The sequence below is a fragment of the Chelativorans sp. M5D2P16 genome, assembly GCF_034427935.1.
Lineage (GTDB): Bacteria > Pseudomonadota > Alphaproteobacteria > Rhizobiales > Rhizobiaceae > Chelativorans.
In genome coordinates, this window is the sequence record NZ_JAXQNM010000037.1 from 52,991 (window position 1) to 67,500 (window position 14,510).

The window sequence follows — 14,510 nt, forward strand, 5'->3', positions numbered from 1 at the left end:
GCGGACGGATAGCCAGATGCGAAAGGAACAGCCATGCCGAAAACCAAACAGAAGACCGCGTCCTACGGCTCCTGGAAGTCGCCAATCACCTCCGACCTTATCGTTGAGCAAGCTGTCGGCCTTACAGAAGTTCGGCTCGACCAAGGTATCGTCTACTGGCTGGAGGGGCGTCCGCAGGAGCGAGGGCGCTCTGTGGTTGTGCGTCCCTGCGCTGCGGGCGGAGACGCCGTCGATGTCACGCCCGCGTCGTTCAATGTCCGAACGCGGGTCCACGAATATGGAGGTGGCGCCTGGAGCGTGGAAGATGGAGTGCTGTACTTTTCCAACTTTGCCGACGGTCGGTTGTATTTGGATAGCGGCGGTGCCGGGCCGCAGCCGCTGACGCCCGATCCCTCCGGGCAGAGAGGCCGCTGGCATTTTGCCGACGGAATTATCGATAAGAACCGAAGCCGCTGGATCGGCGTGCGCGAAGACCACACGCGCGAGGGCGAACCGGTCAACACGATCGTCACCGTGGATTTGAAGAGTTCCCGCGCCGAGGCGGGAAGCGTCCTGGCGGAAGGAAATGACTTTTATTCCTCCCCGCGCCTTTCTCCGGACGGACGCCGGCTTGTTTGGCTCGCATGGGACCATCCGAATATGCCGTGGAACGGCACTACCCTCTATCTCGCCGAACTGGACGAGGCCGGCACCATCGCCGGTAAGCCCGAGGTTATCGCAGGCGGTATGGAGGAATCCGTTTTCCAGCCCGAGTGGACTCCCGACGGCAACGCCGTCACGTTCGTATCCGACCGCTCCGGCTGGTGGAACCTGCACCGCTTCGAGCTTGCAACGCAAGCCTTGCGGCCGATCGCGCCGATGGCGGCCGAGTTCGGGCAGCCGCAATGGGTCTTCGGAATGTCGACGTATGCATTCGCCGGACCCGACAGGATCGTCTGCACCTATTCGGAAGCGGGACTCGGGAGACTTGCCGTGGTCGACCTTGCGACAGGCATGTTGCGAACGCTCGATACACCGTTTACGCGCTTCGCCTCGGTCCGCGCCGACGGCGGACGGGTCGTGGCCGTCGCCGGAGCACCTTCTCATCCACTGAGCGTCGTCGAGTTCGATCTGGACACCGACCAATACCGGATTCTTAAGAAGGCGACGGATATCCTCGACCAAGCGGAGCCGGGTATTGCCAGCTATCTAACCTCGGTCGAGACGATCGAATTTCCCACGACCGGCGGGAACACCGCGTTCGGTCTCTATTATCGGCCGCACAATCCCGACTTTGCGGGTCCCGCGGACGAAAAGCCGCCGCTTCTCGTCAAGTGCCACGGTGGCCCGACGTCGGCGGCGTCCAGCACGCTCAATCTCGGCATCCAATATTGGACGAGCCGCGGCATTGCCGTTCTCGACGTAAACTATGGCGGAAGCACGGGCTTCGGCCGCGCCTACCGTGAGCGCCTCCACCGCAGTTGGGGCGTCGTCGACGTCGACGACTGTGTGAACGGGGCCAGGTTCCTGATCGCGCAAGGACTGGTCGATCCGAAGCGCATCGTGATCAGCGGCGGCAGCGCCGGCGGCTATACGACCCTTGCCGCCCTTACGTTTCGCGATTTCTTTGCCGGCGGGGCCAGTCACTACGGCGTGAGCGATGCGGCGGCGCTGGCGCGGGACACGCACAAGTTTGAATCGCGCTACCTCGACTGGCTGATCGGGCCTTATCCCGAGGAAGAGGCGCTCTATCGTGAACGATCGCCACTGTTGCATGCCGAGCGTCTGACCAGGCCCGTGATTTTCTTCCAGGGTGAGGAGGATGCCATCGTCCCGCCGAACCAGACCGAAGCCATGGTTGCCACGCTCCGGCAGAGCGGCACACCCGTCGGCTACATCCTCTTTTCCGGCGAGCAGCACGGTTTTCGCCAGGCCGGCAACATCAAGCGAGCCCTCGATGCCGAGCTATACTTCTACGCGATCGAGGTCTTTGGAACAGGCTTGAGGTTTTAGTCGGCAGTGCCTGCGGTATGCTCCTGCCTGCCGCTCCGGAACCGGCCGCCGCCGCGGCCATACCCCTGTTTTCCAGAGCCCGTGCAAGCTGTCCGCGCGGGGGCGAAACCTCCCATTGCCGGTGCCTTGTCCGATAGCGCATCCCCATCCTACGCGCTCCGGCGAGAACGGGATGCCACACCGCCGATCTGGACAGGCGCTGACACCAAGCCTATCGCAAAGACTGGCCAGAGCCTGTATTGGCTTGCTTTGACAAATGTCACTATAGTCTGTCAATTTTCGGGAAGGCGAGATGGCAGGGATGATCAGGCGACGGCCGGCAGGGCAGACCAGCGGCGAAGACATCGTCGTTGAAGCCGCGTGGCTGTATTATCACGATGGATTGAACCAGACAGAGGTGGCCGAGAAGCTCGGTGTGTCGCGGGCAACAGTCGTCAATTATCTTCAGGAGGCGCGCGAGAAGGGCTTCATCCGGACGACACTTTCGCATGACGTGTTCCTGGGGCACCGGCACGGTATCGAACTGCAATCGCGGTTCGCGCTCGAAGCTGCCTATATTCTGCCGGACGGTGATGACGGCGATGGCGAGGCCTTTTCCCGGGTCGTGCGCGGGGCCGCAAATTGGCTGCCGACCCTGCTGGCGCCGGGCGACGTCATCGGCGTTGCATGGGGGCAGACTGTTTATGCCATGGCCGACGCGGTCGAGCGGTCCCGGATGCCCGATCTGACGATCGTGCAGCTCGTCGGCTCGATGGCGACTCCCTACGGGTTTACCGCAGAGCTCTGCTCGGCTCTGCTGGCGCGCCGGCTCGGCGCCAACTGTATAAATCTGCATGCGCCGGCGATTCTTTCGGACCCAGAGCTTGCGGCGCGGCTGCGTGCCGAGCCGATTCTGTCCGCCCAGCTCGAAGCGCTCGGGCGTTGCAACAAGGTGGTCTTTGCCGCCGGCTCCTGCCGGGAAGACAGCCACATCGTCTCGAGCGGCGTCGCAAGCCTCGGCGATCTTGCCGCTTACCGCCAGGCGGGGGCACGCGGAGTCCTGTGCGGCCGGTTCGTGGATGGCGGTGGGCGACCGGTCCGCGGTCCGCTGGACGAGCGCATGATCGGGATCGAGCTCGAGCGCATGAACGGATACGAGATGGCGATGCTCGTCTCCGTGGGCGAAGAAAAGGTGGAGCCTATGCTTTCGGTGCTGCGCGGCGGATATGTCACACATCTGGTAACGGATGTCGCCACCGCATCCGCGATCCTGCAGCTTGATGACGACAGCGGAGGGCAGCCCTGAGAGGGCTCAATCGCCAAGCGAGGCCCGTTCCGGGAACAGCGCGGAAAGCCCCTGGGCCGAGGCCTCAGCAACACCACGTTCGGTGATGAGGCCGGAGACGAGGTGCGCCGGGGTCACGTCGAAAGCCGGGTTGCCGGAGGGTGTGGCCGGGGGCGTCACCCGCACGCGCACGATCTCTCCCTTTTCGTCGGTTCCCCAGACCTGCTCGACTTCCTCGCCGGGCCGCTCCTCGATCGGTATCTCGGAAACGCCGTCCCGGACCCGCCAGTCGATGGTCGGCGAGGGCAGCGCGACATAGAAGGGCACGTCGTGCGCGTGCGCTGCGAGGGCCTTCAGATAGGTGCCGATCTTGTTGCACACATCGCCGGTCGCGGTCGTGCGGTCCGTTCCGGTCAACACCATGTCGACCTGGCCGCGCTGAATGAGATGGCCGCCGGCATTGTCGACGACATAGGTGTGCGGGACGCCCTGTCCGGCCATCTCCCAGGCGGTCAGGGCACCCTGATTGCGCGGCCGAGTCTCGTCGACCCAGACATGCACCTCTATTCCCTTTGCCGCCGCCTGGAAGATCGGTGACGTGGCCGTACCCCAGTCGACCGTCGCCAGCCATCCGGCATTGCAATGGGTGAGGATGTTGACGGCGCCGCCATTCTTCGCTGCTGCCATCCTCTCGATGACATCGAACCCGTTCAGGCCGATATTGCGATTGATCTCGACGTCCTCGTCGCAGATCTCCCGAGCGCGTCGCCAGGCGGCCTCGGCACGCTTGCCCGGGTCGAGCCGTTCGAGAAGACGGGCCATGTCGTCGATCGCCCAGCGCAGGTTGACCGCGGTCGGCCGCGTTTCATGCAGAACGCGCCAGGTCTCCCTGATCGCATCGTTCGAAGCGTCCTTCTGCATGTGAAGTGCCATTCCGTAGGCGGCAGTGGCCCCGATCAGCGGGGCGCCGCGCACCCACATATCACGTATCGCCACCGCCGCCTCCTCGCGGCTGGTCAGGCGGGCAACGCGAAAATCGTGCGGCAGCCAGCGCTGATCTATGATCTCGACGGTCGCGCCGTCTGCGGCTGGCCAGATCGAGCGGTAGTGAACACCTTCCACTTTCATGTCACGGCCTCCGTTTCCATTGCGCGGGCGAGGGCGCAGATCTCGTTCATCGTACGCAGTGCCCCTCGGTTGACGACGAGCTGACGACCGAGCCGCAACGCACGCTCTTCGCAACCGGCGCGCAGGTCCTCGTCGGTGATTTCCTCCAACTCCGCTATATGGGCTAGGCCGAGGATGCGCCGATGCATCTCGATGCCGGCGAAGCCGAGCGTGTCCCGCCAGATCGCGGCAAGCCTTTGCGACAATGCCGCCTCGGCCGCGAGCGCATGCCCCTGATCCTCGTACAATGTGCGCTGGTAGAGGATGCCGGTGCGTTCCGTGCGCCAGAGGCGCGAGAATTCCGATTCGAACACGGACCAGACCTCGCATGCCTGGTCGAGGATCCATTCTCGATAGGTGTCCCGCTCGCCGGCTTGCGCCTCATGGCCGCGCTGGGCGAAATAGGCCATGAGCAGATTGCCGATCAGCATTCCCACGTCGAAACCGATCGGTCCGTAGACGGCGAATTCAGGATCGATCACCCGGATGTCATCTCGGGAAACCATGACCGAACCACTGTGGAGATCACCGTGCAGCAAAGTCTCGGCATTGCTGCAGAATGCGGACTTCAGATGCTGGGCCTCGATCTTGAGCGCATGATCGGCACGCAGCTCGGCCACGACTCCATCGAGCTGCGGAGTGGTGTGGCGGTTCATCTCCGCCTCGAAATAGGGGTCGGAGAAGACCAGGTTCTCGGTGATGTCGCACAGTTCGACATTGCCGGCGAACAGGGTGAGGTCGGCCTTTCGCGTTGCGGTATCCATGCTGAGATCCGAACCGCGGAACAGGGTCCGCGCCATAAACAGGCCGAGCGCCTCCGACAGCCGCGCCACACGGTCACCCGCTATGAAACTGCGCCGCAAAATGATGTGTCGGCTCAGATACTCCATCGCGATACAGGCTTGCTTTTCGTCGAAATGGACGACTTCGGGCACGCGGCCCGGATCCCGGTCGGCCTGTCGCACGAGGGCATGATACTCGAAGAAGGCACGCTTGAGCGGCAGCGGCCAGCTCTCCCCGACCAGGCGCACATAGGGCAGGGCCTGCTTGACCACGAGGCTTCCCGCCCGCCCCTCGACAATGAAGACGAGGTTGAGATTGCCGTCTCCGACCTCGCGGCAGCGCCAGGCCGAACGGTCCGCCCCGAGCCGGGCGGCGATAGCTTCCACCCCCGCCAGGCGCTCGGCGAGCGTGTCCACGCTCAAGGGCTTGTACGCGGGATCGATGGCAGCGGTCCTGTTCATCTGCACACCTTTCGGTTCTTCATGCCATGGCTCCGCGAGTCCTGCCGACTCCGGCTTTCCACATCGTTTCAAGCATAAGAATGAGCCGTTGTGGCACTTGTCAATATGAATTGACTTTTGTCTTTCGTGAGTCCTATGCTCGACTATCCTTTCGGGAGGAGCATGACGGCGCCGTGCCGGGTGGAGGTTCGGGTTATCCCGAATCCGGATCGGCGCATCAGAGGGAGGAAACATGGAAAGTGGCAGGCGCGCGGTCCTGACGCTGCGCGGAGTCTCGAAGTCGTTCGGCGGCTTGCGAGCCGTCATCGACGTCGATCTCGACCTCTATGAAGGCGAGGTGTTGGCAATCGTCGGGGACAATGGCGCCGGCAAATCGACCTTGATCAAGATCCTGACGGGGGTCCACCGGGCCGACAGTGGCGAGATAAGAATCGACGGCGAAAAAGCGGAGATCACCAGCCGTCGCGATTCCATCGATGCCGGGATCGAGGCGGTCTATCAGAATCTCGGCCTGGTCAACTCGCTACCCGCGCCGGCCAATGTTTTCCTCGGACAAGAGCCCGTCTGGCGTGTAATGGGCGTGCCGTTCATCGACAACCGCACAATGCGCCGGGAAACCGAGCGGATCCTGCGCGAGCGGGTCGGGATCGTGCTGGAGAACCTGGACGACCCGGTCCACAACTATTCGGGCGGTCAGCGTCAGGCCGTGGCGATCGCGCGGGCCATCTTCAATACGGAATTGCGTGTCCTGGTACTCGACGAGCCGACGGCCGCCCTCGGGCCGCAGGAGACGCGAAAGACGCTAGAACTGATCCGCGGCATCAAGGAACGCGGCATCTCGGTCATCCTGATCTCGCACAATCTGGAGAACGTCTTCTCCGTGGCCGATCGCGTGCAGGTGATGCGCGGCGGACGGTCCGCCGGGGTTGTCGAGGTCGCCAAGTCGACCCGCAAGGAGGTCCTCGGCTTGATCGTGGGATCGGAAGACGTGGCAGCCGACGCCTATGCGTGAGCCGGCGGCAAGACGAATGTGCAGAAGGGCTGAATCTCAATGACGTCGATGATGACGATCGAGCAACCGTCCCGAAAAGGCGAACTGCCGCTGATCGAGCGCTACATCAACATTCTCGGCCCGCTGGTGATGATCCTTCTGGTGTGCCTCGTGATGGTGGTCGTGGAGCCCCGCTTCTTCGGCGTCACCAACGTGATGATCATCCTTCAAGATGCGGCCATCTACATGGTGCTCGGCATGGCGATGACGATCGTGATTTCCGGGCGGGGAATCGACCTGTCAATCGGGGCCGTGGCGGCACTCGCGGGCGTGGTGATGGCGATGTTGATCAAGGATTATGGCTGGGGAGCGTACATGGCCATGCTCGCCGCAATCACGATCGGGATCCTCTGCGGACTCGCCAACGGGCTGGTAATCACGAAATTGAACGTGCCGGACCTCATTGCGACGCTGGCTATGGACCAGGTCTATCGCGGCATCGCGCTCGTGCTAGCGGCAGGTGCGGTCCTCGCGCGCTTTCCGGAGCCGATTCCTCTCCTCGGCCGCGGCCGCCTCTTTGACGTTGTCCCGACCGCCGCCATCATCGGTGTGATCACGCTGGCGATCGGCTATGTCATCTATCACTATACCCATCTCGGCCGCTATGCCGTGGCGATCGGCGGCAACCGTGAGGCGGCCATCCTGACAGGCATCAATATCAATCGCCACAAAATCTACCACTATATGTTGATGGGTGGTGCAGCCGCTTTCGCGGGCATTCTTCTCACCGGACGACTAAATGCCATTCAGGCCACTGCCGGGCACGGCTTTGCTCTGCACACCATTGCCGCCGTGGTGGTCGGCGGCACGGTGCTGTTCGGCGGCCGCGGTACGATGGTCGGCACGCTTGTCGGCGTCCTGCTCCTGTCGATGGTCACGAACGCGCTCGTGCTCTTGCGCTTCCAGTTCTTCTGGCAGTTGGTCGCCTCGGGCCTGATCATCATCGTCTCGATCGGCTTCTACTCTTATCTGCAGCGACGCAGGACCGACAGGGCGGAAGAATAGCAGCCGGTGAGTGTCGGAACCGGTCACCGGTTCTCATTGCAAGGGAGGAAGAAATGAATTCAACGCGACATTCTTGGAACGGAAGGTCGTTCGCGAAGCTCGCCGCGGCGTCTGTTCTGACGCTCGGCATGGCGACGGGCGTTTCCGCGCAGACTCTGCCGCTGACACCGCTCGACGACGACGACGAGCGCGATTTCTGGTGGTACCATCAGGTTCAGGACGATGCGGTTCTGGAAGCCATGCAGGAAGTGGTCGCCGGCCCGGCCGAAAGGACCACCGCTGAACTGGACGGGCCCATCTCCATTGCCGTGATCTATCCCAGCCAGGACGTTTCCGATTTCTGGCTGCGCGCCTATCTGGCCATGGAAGCCCGCTTCGAGGAATTGGGCATCGAAACCGACTCCACACAGTTCGCCTCGGGCATGGGCGATCATCAACTTCAGGCCACCTACACCGAACAGGTTATGCAGGAGGACTATGACTACGTCATCTTTGGTCCGACGGAACTCTCCCTTCAGCAGGAGAACATCAAAGACCTGATCGATGCCGGACAGAAGGTCATCGTGCTCAACTACGACACGGTCGTGCAGGCCTGGGGCGACGATCAGCCGATGATGTATGCCACCTTCTCGCATCTGGCTGGTGCACTGAACATGTGCGAGTGGGTCCTCGAGAATCTAGGCACCGAGGGGACTTTTGCAATGATCCGCGGCACCCCCGGCTCCCTCGACGATCAGCGTTCCGGCGGTTTTGCAAATTGCCTGGCGGAAAACTCGGACTGGCAAATGGCCTATGAGCACTATGGCAATTTCCTCCGCGAAGGCGGCTTTGACGGTGCTCAGCAAATCCTTTCCGCCTACCCGGAGGTCACGCTGCTGCACAATGCCAATACCGCCATGGCGATGGGTGCGGTCTCTGCCGTGCAGGCCAGCGGCGCTGGCGATCGCGTCAAGGTGACGGCCTGGGGTGGCACCGGCGACGAGCTCGAGGCACTTCGGCTCGGCGAATTGGCCGCGACGCCGATGCGCATGGGCGATGATGTGGGCATTGCCATGGCTGAGGCGATCCGCGCCGACCTGGAGGGGCGGACGGACGACATCCCCCTCGTTTTTCTCGGCCGCATCACGATCGTGTCGGCGGACTCCGGCGCCGATACGATCGACGCTATGGAGGAGGAAGCGTTTCGCTATACCGGCACCGGCACCCTCGAACGCTGATCTCATCCACTGTGAAGTGATGGCGGCTCTGGCCGCCATCCGCACCTAACAGCCTTTCACGCACCAGACGGGCCTGCTCATGAAAAAGCTGCTCAACGATCCACACGCTTATGTAGAGGAAATGTTGGCTGGCCTCGTCGCGGCCCATCCCGACGTCTACCGTCTTCACGGTGAGACAGGCCGTGTCATCGCGCGCGCCGACCCGAAGCGCCCGGGCAAGGTGGGCATCGTTTCCGGCGGCGGCTCGGGCCACCTGCCGGTTTTCACCGGCTATGTCGGCACCGGCCTGATCGATGCATGCGCCATTGGCGATGTCTTTGCCTCTCCTTCGGTGGAGCAGATGGTAGATGCCATCCGCGCCGCCGACGCGGGCGCCGGCGTGCTGCGCCTCTACGGAAACTATGGCGGCGACGTCATGAATTTCGATATGGCCGGCGACCTGGTGGAGATCGAAGACGACATCGCCGCCACCACCGTGCTCCTGGCCGACGATGTCGCTTCCGCCCCGCCCGGCGAGGCCGAAAAGCGTCGCGGCGTTGCCGGAATGGTCTATGCCTTCAAGATTGCCGGGGCAAAGGCGGAGGAGGGCGGTGATCTCGAGACCGTCACCGCGCTCGCCCAGAGAACAGCGGATGCCTGCCGCAGCATCGGTGCCGCTCTCGGGCCCTGTACCGTTCCGCAAGCCGGCAAGCCGACATTCGAGATCGAAGACGACGAGATGGAAATGGGCATGGGCATCCATGGCGAGCCCGGCGTGTGGCGCGGTCGGCTGCGCAGCGCCGACGAGGTGGCGAGCGAGATGATGGACAAGCTGCTCGAGGACATGCCGCTCGGCAGGGGCGAGCGTGCTTCCGTGCTTGTCAATTCGCTGGGTGCAACACCGCTTGAGGAACTCTACATTCTCTATCGCGTGGTTTCCAAGCGGCTGATGGAAGCTGGAGTCGAGATCGTTATGCCGCTCGTGGGCCGCTACGCGACCTCCATGGAGATGACGGGCGTCTCCTTCACCCTGTGCAAACTTGATGACGAAATGGAGAGACTGCTGAAGGCGCCCTGCAATTGCGCGTTCTGGCGGGTCTGAGGGGCATGACCGGCATGATCGATCGACCTGCGCTGCAAGAGGCGATTGCGGCGCTTTCGTCGGCCATGGACGGTGAAGCGGCGGCGCTGAATGCTGCCGACGCGAAGCTCGGTGACGGCGATCTCGGCGTCACCATGCAGCGCGGGATGCGTCTCGTTTCGCAGACCGCCGATGAGCTTCCGGACGATCTTGGGCGCGCCCTGATGATGTGCGCGCAGGCTTTCACCAGGTCATCGGGTTCGAGCTTCGGCACTCTTCTGGCGACTGGCCTCATGGCGATGGCGAAGGAACTGAAAGGGCGGGAGAGCGCGGGGCCAGCGGAGATCTCGCATCTCGTAGGTGCCGCTCGCGACTCCATGGCCGCGCGCGGTAAATCGGCAGTTGGAGGCAAGACCGTGCTCGATACGCTGGATGCGGTCGCGCGCGCAACTGAAGGGCTGCGGGATGCGGGTTCAATCGCTGAAGCTGCGGTAGCGGCGGCCGACAAGGCGCTCGATGACTACCGGGACAAGCCGGCCACGACCGGCCGGGCGCGCATCTTTGCCGAGCGAAGCATCGGGCTCGACGATCCCGGCATGCTTGCGATGACGAAGGTCGTGCATGTTCTAGCTGGGGTGGCAAAATGATCGACGCCCGGGAGGATCGTCCATGTGTTCGGGCCGCGCGACAGCGCCGCTCATGCCCTGCTCCGGCTCAGGCCGGCGAAGGATCGGGAGGAGGAAATGCAGACTGAAACACCGCTGCTCGAAGTCATCGATCTCGAGAAGCGCTTCGGTGGCGTGCGTGCTCTGCAGGGCGTGTCGCTGACCATCGCGGAGGGCGAGTCGCTGGCGCTGGTCGGTGACAACGGCGCCGGCAAATCGACCCTCGTGAAAGCGATCGCCGGCGTTCAGCCGGCCGACACCGGCCAGATAAGGCTTGGTGGTCGCGACGTCTCGATCCGTTCGCCGAAGGATGCGGGCGCGCTCGGCATCGAGGTGGTCTATCAGGATCTTGCCTTGGCGAATTCGCTGGATGTTGCGGCGAATGTCTTCCTGGGCGACGAGCCGGTCCGGTTCCGGATGGGGTGGTTCTCCGTTCCCGATGTGAGGAAGATGGCGACGGAGACCGCTGCGACGCTCCAGCGGCTGCGCATCAACATCCCCGAGCCGCGCCGTCCGGTGGCCAATCTCTCCGGCGGTCAACGGCAGGCGGTCGCGATCGGTCGTTCCATACGCAAGGGCAATCGTGAACTGCTCGTCCTCGACGAGCCGACGGCGGCCCTCGGTGTCGAGGAGGTGCGCAAGGTGCTGGCCCTGATCCAGACCCTACGCGAGCAGGGACAGACGATGATCATCATCTCGCACGATCTCGAGCATGTCTTCAGCGTGTCCGATCGGATAGCCGTGATGCGCCAGGGGCGCATCGTTGCGACGCGGCGGACGAAGGAGGTGACCAAGACCGATATCGTCCGGCTGATTGTCGGCGATCTCGAAGGAGCTACAGAATGAACGAGCGCATCAATTCGGTCGAGACCGCTCCCTCGCGGGCAACCCTCTCCCTCGATCGCCTGCGCACCGCGCCTTTCCTGAACGTGGCCGTCGCCATCGTCGTCATCTACGTAATCCTGACGGCGATCACCGGCGAAACATTCAACACCGTAAACAATCAGATCACCATAATGCGCGCGGCCTCGGTCTTCCTGATCCTCGCGGTCGGCCAGACGCTGGTGATGACGACGGGCGGCATCGACATATCCACCGGCTCCATGATCGGCGTTGTCGGCGCAATCGTCGGATCGGGCCTCGAGACGGGGATGCTGGACCCGGTCCTGGCAATCCTGGTCGCCATCGTGATCGGCGCCGCGCTCGGCGCTTTCAATGGCTTCAACATTACGGTGCTTGGCGTGCCGCCTCTTCTGGCGACGCTGGGCACGTTCGTCGCCTACCGTGGCTTTACCCAATACTATATGGGCGTCAATCTGGTCACGGACCTGCCGAATATCGTCACGGCGGTCGGCCGCGCCTGGGTCCTCGGGCTTCCGCTCGCGGTCTGGGTCGCGCTTCTGGTAACGCTGGCCGGCTGGTTCGTCCTCCAGAGAACGCTCTATGGCCGCTACATCACGGCGATCGGCTCCAATCCGAAAGCGGCGGAGGCGACCCGCATCAACGTCAGGGCGATCACCGCATCGACCTATGTCATACAGGGTGGGCTTGCCGGCCTTGCGGCGCTGGTGCTGATGGGACGGCTGAACTCCGCCTCCGCGGCGATGGGGGAGGGCATTGAACTCCACGTGATCGCTGCTGTCGTGCTGGGCGGCACCTATCTGTTCGGCGGACGCTCGACCATGATCGGCACCCTGCTCGGGGTCTATGTCATCGGAATGTTGGAGAACGGGCTCATTCAGACAGGCGCCGGCTTCTTCGTCCAGCGGATGATCCTCGGGCTGCTCATCATCGCGGCCGTGGCGCTGCAGCTGCAACAGCGGAGATCGGGACCGGTGTGAAGCCGGCCCGGGGGGAAAGAAAGTCAAAAGGGAGTAGTGGACATGAAGCGACTGACAACACTTCTGGCCGCCGCGACGCTGAGCGTGGCGGCAAGCGCGGCAATGGCCCAGGACGGGCCGCTCCGCATCGGGTTCGTTTCTCACCAGCACGACATCACAGATCTGTTCGGCCAGCTTGAGATCGGCTTCCGTGACCGGCTGGACGCGGAGGGCATCAAATACGAGATGTTCCAGGCCGCGCCGAGCGCCTCGAACCGTCACGACGAGATGCTGAACATCCTCGAGAACATGGCCAATCTTAATCTCGACTACATGGTGTTCGGTCCGACCAGTCTCGACCAGAATACCCAGGGTCTGGTCGAGGTCGCCAATGCCGGAACCAAACTTTTGATGGTCGATTACGAGCCGGAGGAGGGCGCGAGCTTCCCCTTCGAGGACGCCGTGCTCAACTGGTCCGTCTACAATCACGGTGAGATGGGCGAGCAGACCGGCCGCTGGATCGCCGAGCACTTCAAAGCGCAGGACAAGGACAACGCCAACGTCATCATGATCTGGGGGCCGGTTGCCTCCGAGATCAGCCAGGCACGCGGCAACGGTGTTCTCAAGGGAATGGAGGAGACAGAGGGCTTCACGGCGAACGTGATCTACGAGGGCTATGGCAATTTCCAGCGCGAGCTGGCCTATAACGAGGTCGAGCGTGCTCTCATCGCCTATCCGCAGGTGGAAGTCATCGTGGCCATGAATTCGGTCATGGCGCTCGGCAGCATGTCCGCGCTCGAGGCCGACGGCAGGCTCGACGACGTTGTCGTCACCGGTATGGGGGGGCAGCCCGACGAACTGGAGATGGTCGCGCGGGGCAAGATCGGCGTCGCAGTCTTTCGCGATCCGCGCAGCATGGGCGCAAATTCCGCCGAGGCTCTGATCATGGACATGCAGGGCAAGACCTCTGAGATCCCGCGCGTCCTCTACACCGATCTGCGCGTGCTCGACTCGGTCGAGAGCATCCGCACCTATGTGCCGAAGGAGATGCTCGATATCGACGCCAAGCTGGCCGAGTAGCGGCAAACCCCTTCGGGTGCGCCGCTTCACCGCCGCTTTGGTGAAGAGGCGGCGGTGGTGGTGCAATGGACGGTCACGTTCGAGAGAAAGGCTAGGCCGCGTGGACAAACCCGGTTCCCATTTTATCTGACGCGTGATTCAAAGCTGCTCTTTGAGGAGGGCAGCTTTGATTCGAGGACTGATGAGTGATGCGGAATGGGCGTTCTTCGCGCCGTTCCTGATCGAGAACCGCTCTCGCGGCGGCCGGCGGCCGCAGGGCCACCGCAAGGTGCTGGACGGCATCTTCTGGATCACGCGGACGGGCTCGCCCTGGCGTGACCTGCCGGCCGATTTCGGCAACTGGAACTCAGTCCATCGCCAGTATCGCCGCTGGACGGAAGCCGGCGTCTGGGACGTGATGCTGGCAGCCCTTGCCGAAAGCGACGCGGCCGACACGGCGATGCAGATGATCGACAGCACGATCGTGAGGGCGCACCAGCACGCAGCTGGCGGAAAAGGGGGATTCAGAGAAATGCTGTTGGCCGTTCGCGCGGTGGGCTCACGACCAAGCTTCATACCCGAACGGATGCGCAGGGCCTCGCCATCGGCTTCTGCCTAACGCCCGGTCAGGCCTCGGACATGGCCGCCTACGAGGATCTGATGCAGGAGGAGGCGCCCGATCCGGCCGCGATGCTGGCCGACAAGGGGTATGACAGCGACGCCATTCGCGACGACCTTGAGCGGCGCGGCGCAGACCCGGTGATCCCGACAAAGTCGAACCGCAAAGTTCAGCGCCCGGTCGACAAAACCAAATACGCACTGCGCAACCGCATCGAGCGCTTCTTCAATCGCCTCAAGCACTCACGCCGCATCGCCACACGATACGACAAGCTGGCCGCAAGCTTCCTTGGGTTCGTTCAGATTGCTACGATCAGACAGTGGATCAGGTTTGTCCACGCGAACTAG

At 63.1% G+C, this 14,510-nt stretch carries 13 protein-coding genes; 11 read left to right on the forward strand and 2 right to left on the reverse strand.

Features of this window, described 5'->3' with window-relative positions; genetic code table 11:
* Positions 1–33: 33 nt before the first annotated feature.
* Entirely contained in the window at positions 34–1,992 is a 1,959-nt protein-coding gene (locus tag SIN08_RS17640) for a S9 family peptidase (protein ID WP_322452913.1), read from the forward strand.
* 292 nt (positions 1,993–2,284) lie between these two features.
* Positions 2,285–3,277, forward strand: coding sequence for a sugar-binding transcriptional regulator (locus tag SIN08_RS17645; protein WP_322452914.1), 993 nt, complete (start codon positions 2,285–2,287; stop codon positions 3,275–3,277).
* Between the two features lie 6 nt (positions 3,278–3,283).
* Here SIN08_RS17645 and mtnA read toward each other — a convergent pair whose 3' ends face one another.
* Both mtnA and mtnK read right to left on the reverse strand, forming a co-directional pair.
* Positions 3,284–4,384, reverse strand: a complete 1,101-nt coding sequence (gene mtnA / locus SIN08_RS17650) for an S-methyl-5-thioribose-1-phosphate isomerase (protein ID WP_322452915.1) — start codon at positions 4,382–4,384, stop codon at positions 3,284–3,286.
* Complete coding sequence (mtnK, locus tag SIN08_RS17655; RefSeq protein ID WP_322452916.1) at positions 4,381–5,667, reverse strand: S-methyl-5-thioribose kinase; 1,287 nt, start codon at positions 5,665–5,667, stop codon at positions 4,381–4,383. The genes mtnA and mtnK overlap by 4 nt, the downstream gene beginning before the upstream one ends.
* Positions 5,668–5,899: 232 nt before the next feature.
* Here mtnK and SIN08_RS17660 point away from each other — a divergent pair, with 232 nt between their 5' ends.
* The 9 genes from SIN08_RS17660 to SIN08_RS17700 all read left to right on the forward strand — a co-directional run bounded on the left by SIN08_RS17660 (position 5,900) and on the right by SIN08_RS17700 (position 14,510).
* A complete protein-coding gene (locus tag SIN08_RS17660; RefSeq protein WP_322452917.1) occupies positions 5,900–6,679 on the forward strand; it encodes an ATP-binding cassette domain-containing protein in 780 nt (259 codons plus the stop codon).
* Between the two features lie 39 nt (positions 6,680–6,718).
* Positions 6,719–7,723, forward strand: coding sequence for an ABC transporter permease (locus SIN08_RS17665; protein WP_322452918.1), 1,005 nt, complete (start codon positions 6,719–6,721; stop codon positions 7,721–7,723).
* A gap of 53 nt (positions 7,724–7,776) precedes the next feature.
* Complete coding sequence (locus tag SIN08_RS17670; RefSeq protein WP_322452919.1) at positions 7,777–8,940, forward strand: substrate-binding domain-containing protein; 1,164 nt, start codon at positions 7,777–7,779, stop codon at positions 8,938–8,940.
* Between the two features lie 79 nt (positions 8,941–9,019).
* Positions 9,020–10,021: a dihydroxyacetone kinase subunit DhaK gene (locus SIN08_RS17675; protein ID WP_322452920.1), complete on the forward strand. Its 1,002-nt coding sequence runs from the start codon at positions 9,020–9,022 to the stop codon at positions 10,019–10,021.
* 5 nt (positions 10,022–10,026) lie between these two features.
* Positions 10,027–10,647, forward strand: a complete 621-nt coding sequence (locus SIN08_RS17680) for a dihydroxyacetone kinase subunit L (RefSeq protein WP_322452921.1) — start codon at positions 10,027–10,029, stop codon at positions 10,645–10,647.
* Positions 10,648–10,743: 96 nt separating this feature from the next.
* Entirely contained in the window at positions 10,744–11,511 is a 768-nt protein-coding gene (locus SIN08_RS17685) for an ATP-binding cassette domain-containing protein (protein WP_322452922.1), read from the forward strand.
* Complete coding sequence (locus SIN08_RS17690) at positions 11,508–12,506, forward strand: ABC transporter permease (protein ID WP_322452923.1); 999 nt, start codon at positions 11,508–11,510, stop codon at positions 12,504–12,506. The genes SIN08_RS17685 and SIN08_RS17690 overlap by 4 nt, the downstream gene beginning before the upstream one ends.
* Positions 12,507–12,548: 42 nt before the next feature.
* Positions 12,549–13,565: a sugar ABC transporter substrate-binding protein gene (locus tag SIN08_RS17695; RefSeq protein WP_322452924.1), complete on the forward strand. Its 1,017-nt coding sequence runs from the start codon at positions 12,549–12,551 to the stop codon at positions 13,563–13,565.
* 181 nt (positions 13,566–13,746) lie between these two features.
* Positions 13,747–14,510, forward strand: a protein-coding gene (locus SIN08_RS17700) for an IS5 family transposase (RefSeq protein WP_322449402.1) whose coding sequence is annotated in 2 segments (ribosomal slippage) — positions 13,747–14,056 and positions 14,056–14,510 — 765 coding nt in all. Because the reading frame shifts where the segments join, the coding sequence is not laid out codon by codon here.

What these genes read in the sequence shown, in the direction of transcription:
- SIN08_RS17640 (WP_322452913.1), top strand. Translation starts at nt 34, where the DNA reads ATGCCGAAAACCAAACAGAAGACCGCGTCCTACGGCTCCTGGAAGTCG.
- SIN08_RS17645 (WP_322452914.1), top strand. Translation starts at nt 2,285, where the DNA reads ATGGCAGGGATGATCAGGCGACGGCCGGCAGGGCAGACCAGCGGCGAA.
- mtnA (WP_322452915.1), bottom strand. Translation starts at nt 4,384, where the DNA reads ATGAAAGTGGAAGGTGTTCACTACCGCTCGATCTGGCCAGCCGCAGAC.
- mtnK (WP_322452916.1), bottom strand. Translation starts at nt 5,667, where the DNA reads ATGAACAGGACCGCTGCCATCGATCCCGCGTACAAGCCCTTGAGCGTG.
- SIN08_RS17660 (WP_322452917.1), top strand. Translation starts at nt 5,900, where the DNA reads ATGGAAAGTGGCAGGCGCGCGGTCCTGACGCTGCGCGGAGTCTCGAAG.
- SIN08_RS17665 (WP_322452918.1), top strand. Translation starts at nt 6,719, where the DNA reads ATGACGTCGATGATGACGATCGAGCAACCGTCCCGAAAAGGCGAACTG.
- SIN08_RS17670 (WP_322452919.1), top strand. Translation starts at nt 7,777, where the DNA reads ATGAATTCAACGCGACATTCTTGGAACGGAAGGTCGTTCGCGAAGCTC.
- SIN08_RS17675 (WP_322452920.1), top strand. Translation starts at nt 9,020, where the DNA reads ATGAAAAAGCTGCTCAACGATCCACACGCTTATGTAGAGGAAATGTTG.
- SIN08_RS17680 (WP_322452921.1), top strand. Translation starts at nt 10,027, where the DNA reads ATGACCGGCATGATCGATCGACCTGCGCTGCAAGAGGCGATTGCGGCG.
- SIN08_RS17685 (WP_322452922.1), top strand. Translation starts at nt 10,744, where the DNA reads ATGCAGACTGAAACACCGCTGCTCGAAGTCATCGATCTCGAGAAGCGC.
- SIN08_RS17690 (WP_322452923.1), top strand. Translation starts at nt 11,508, where the DNA reads ATGAACGAGCGCATCAATTCGGTCGAGACCGCTCCCTCGCGGGCAACC.
- SIN08_RS17695 (WP_322452924.1), top strand. Translation starts at nt 12,549, where the DNA reads ATGAAGCGACTGACAACACTTCTGGCCGCCGCGACGCTGAGCGTGGCG.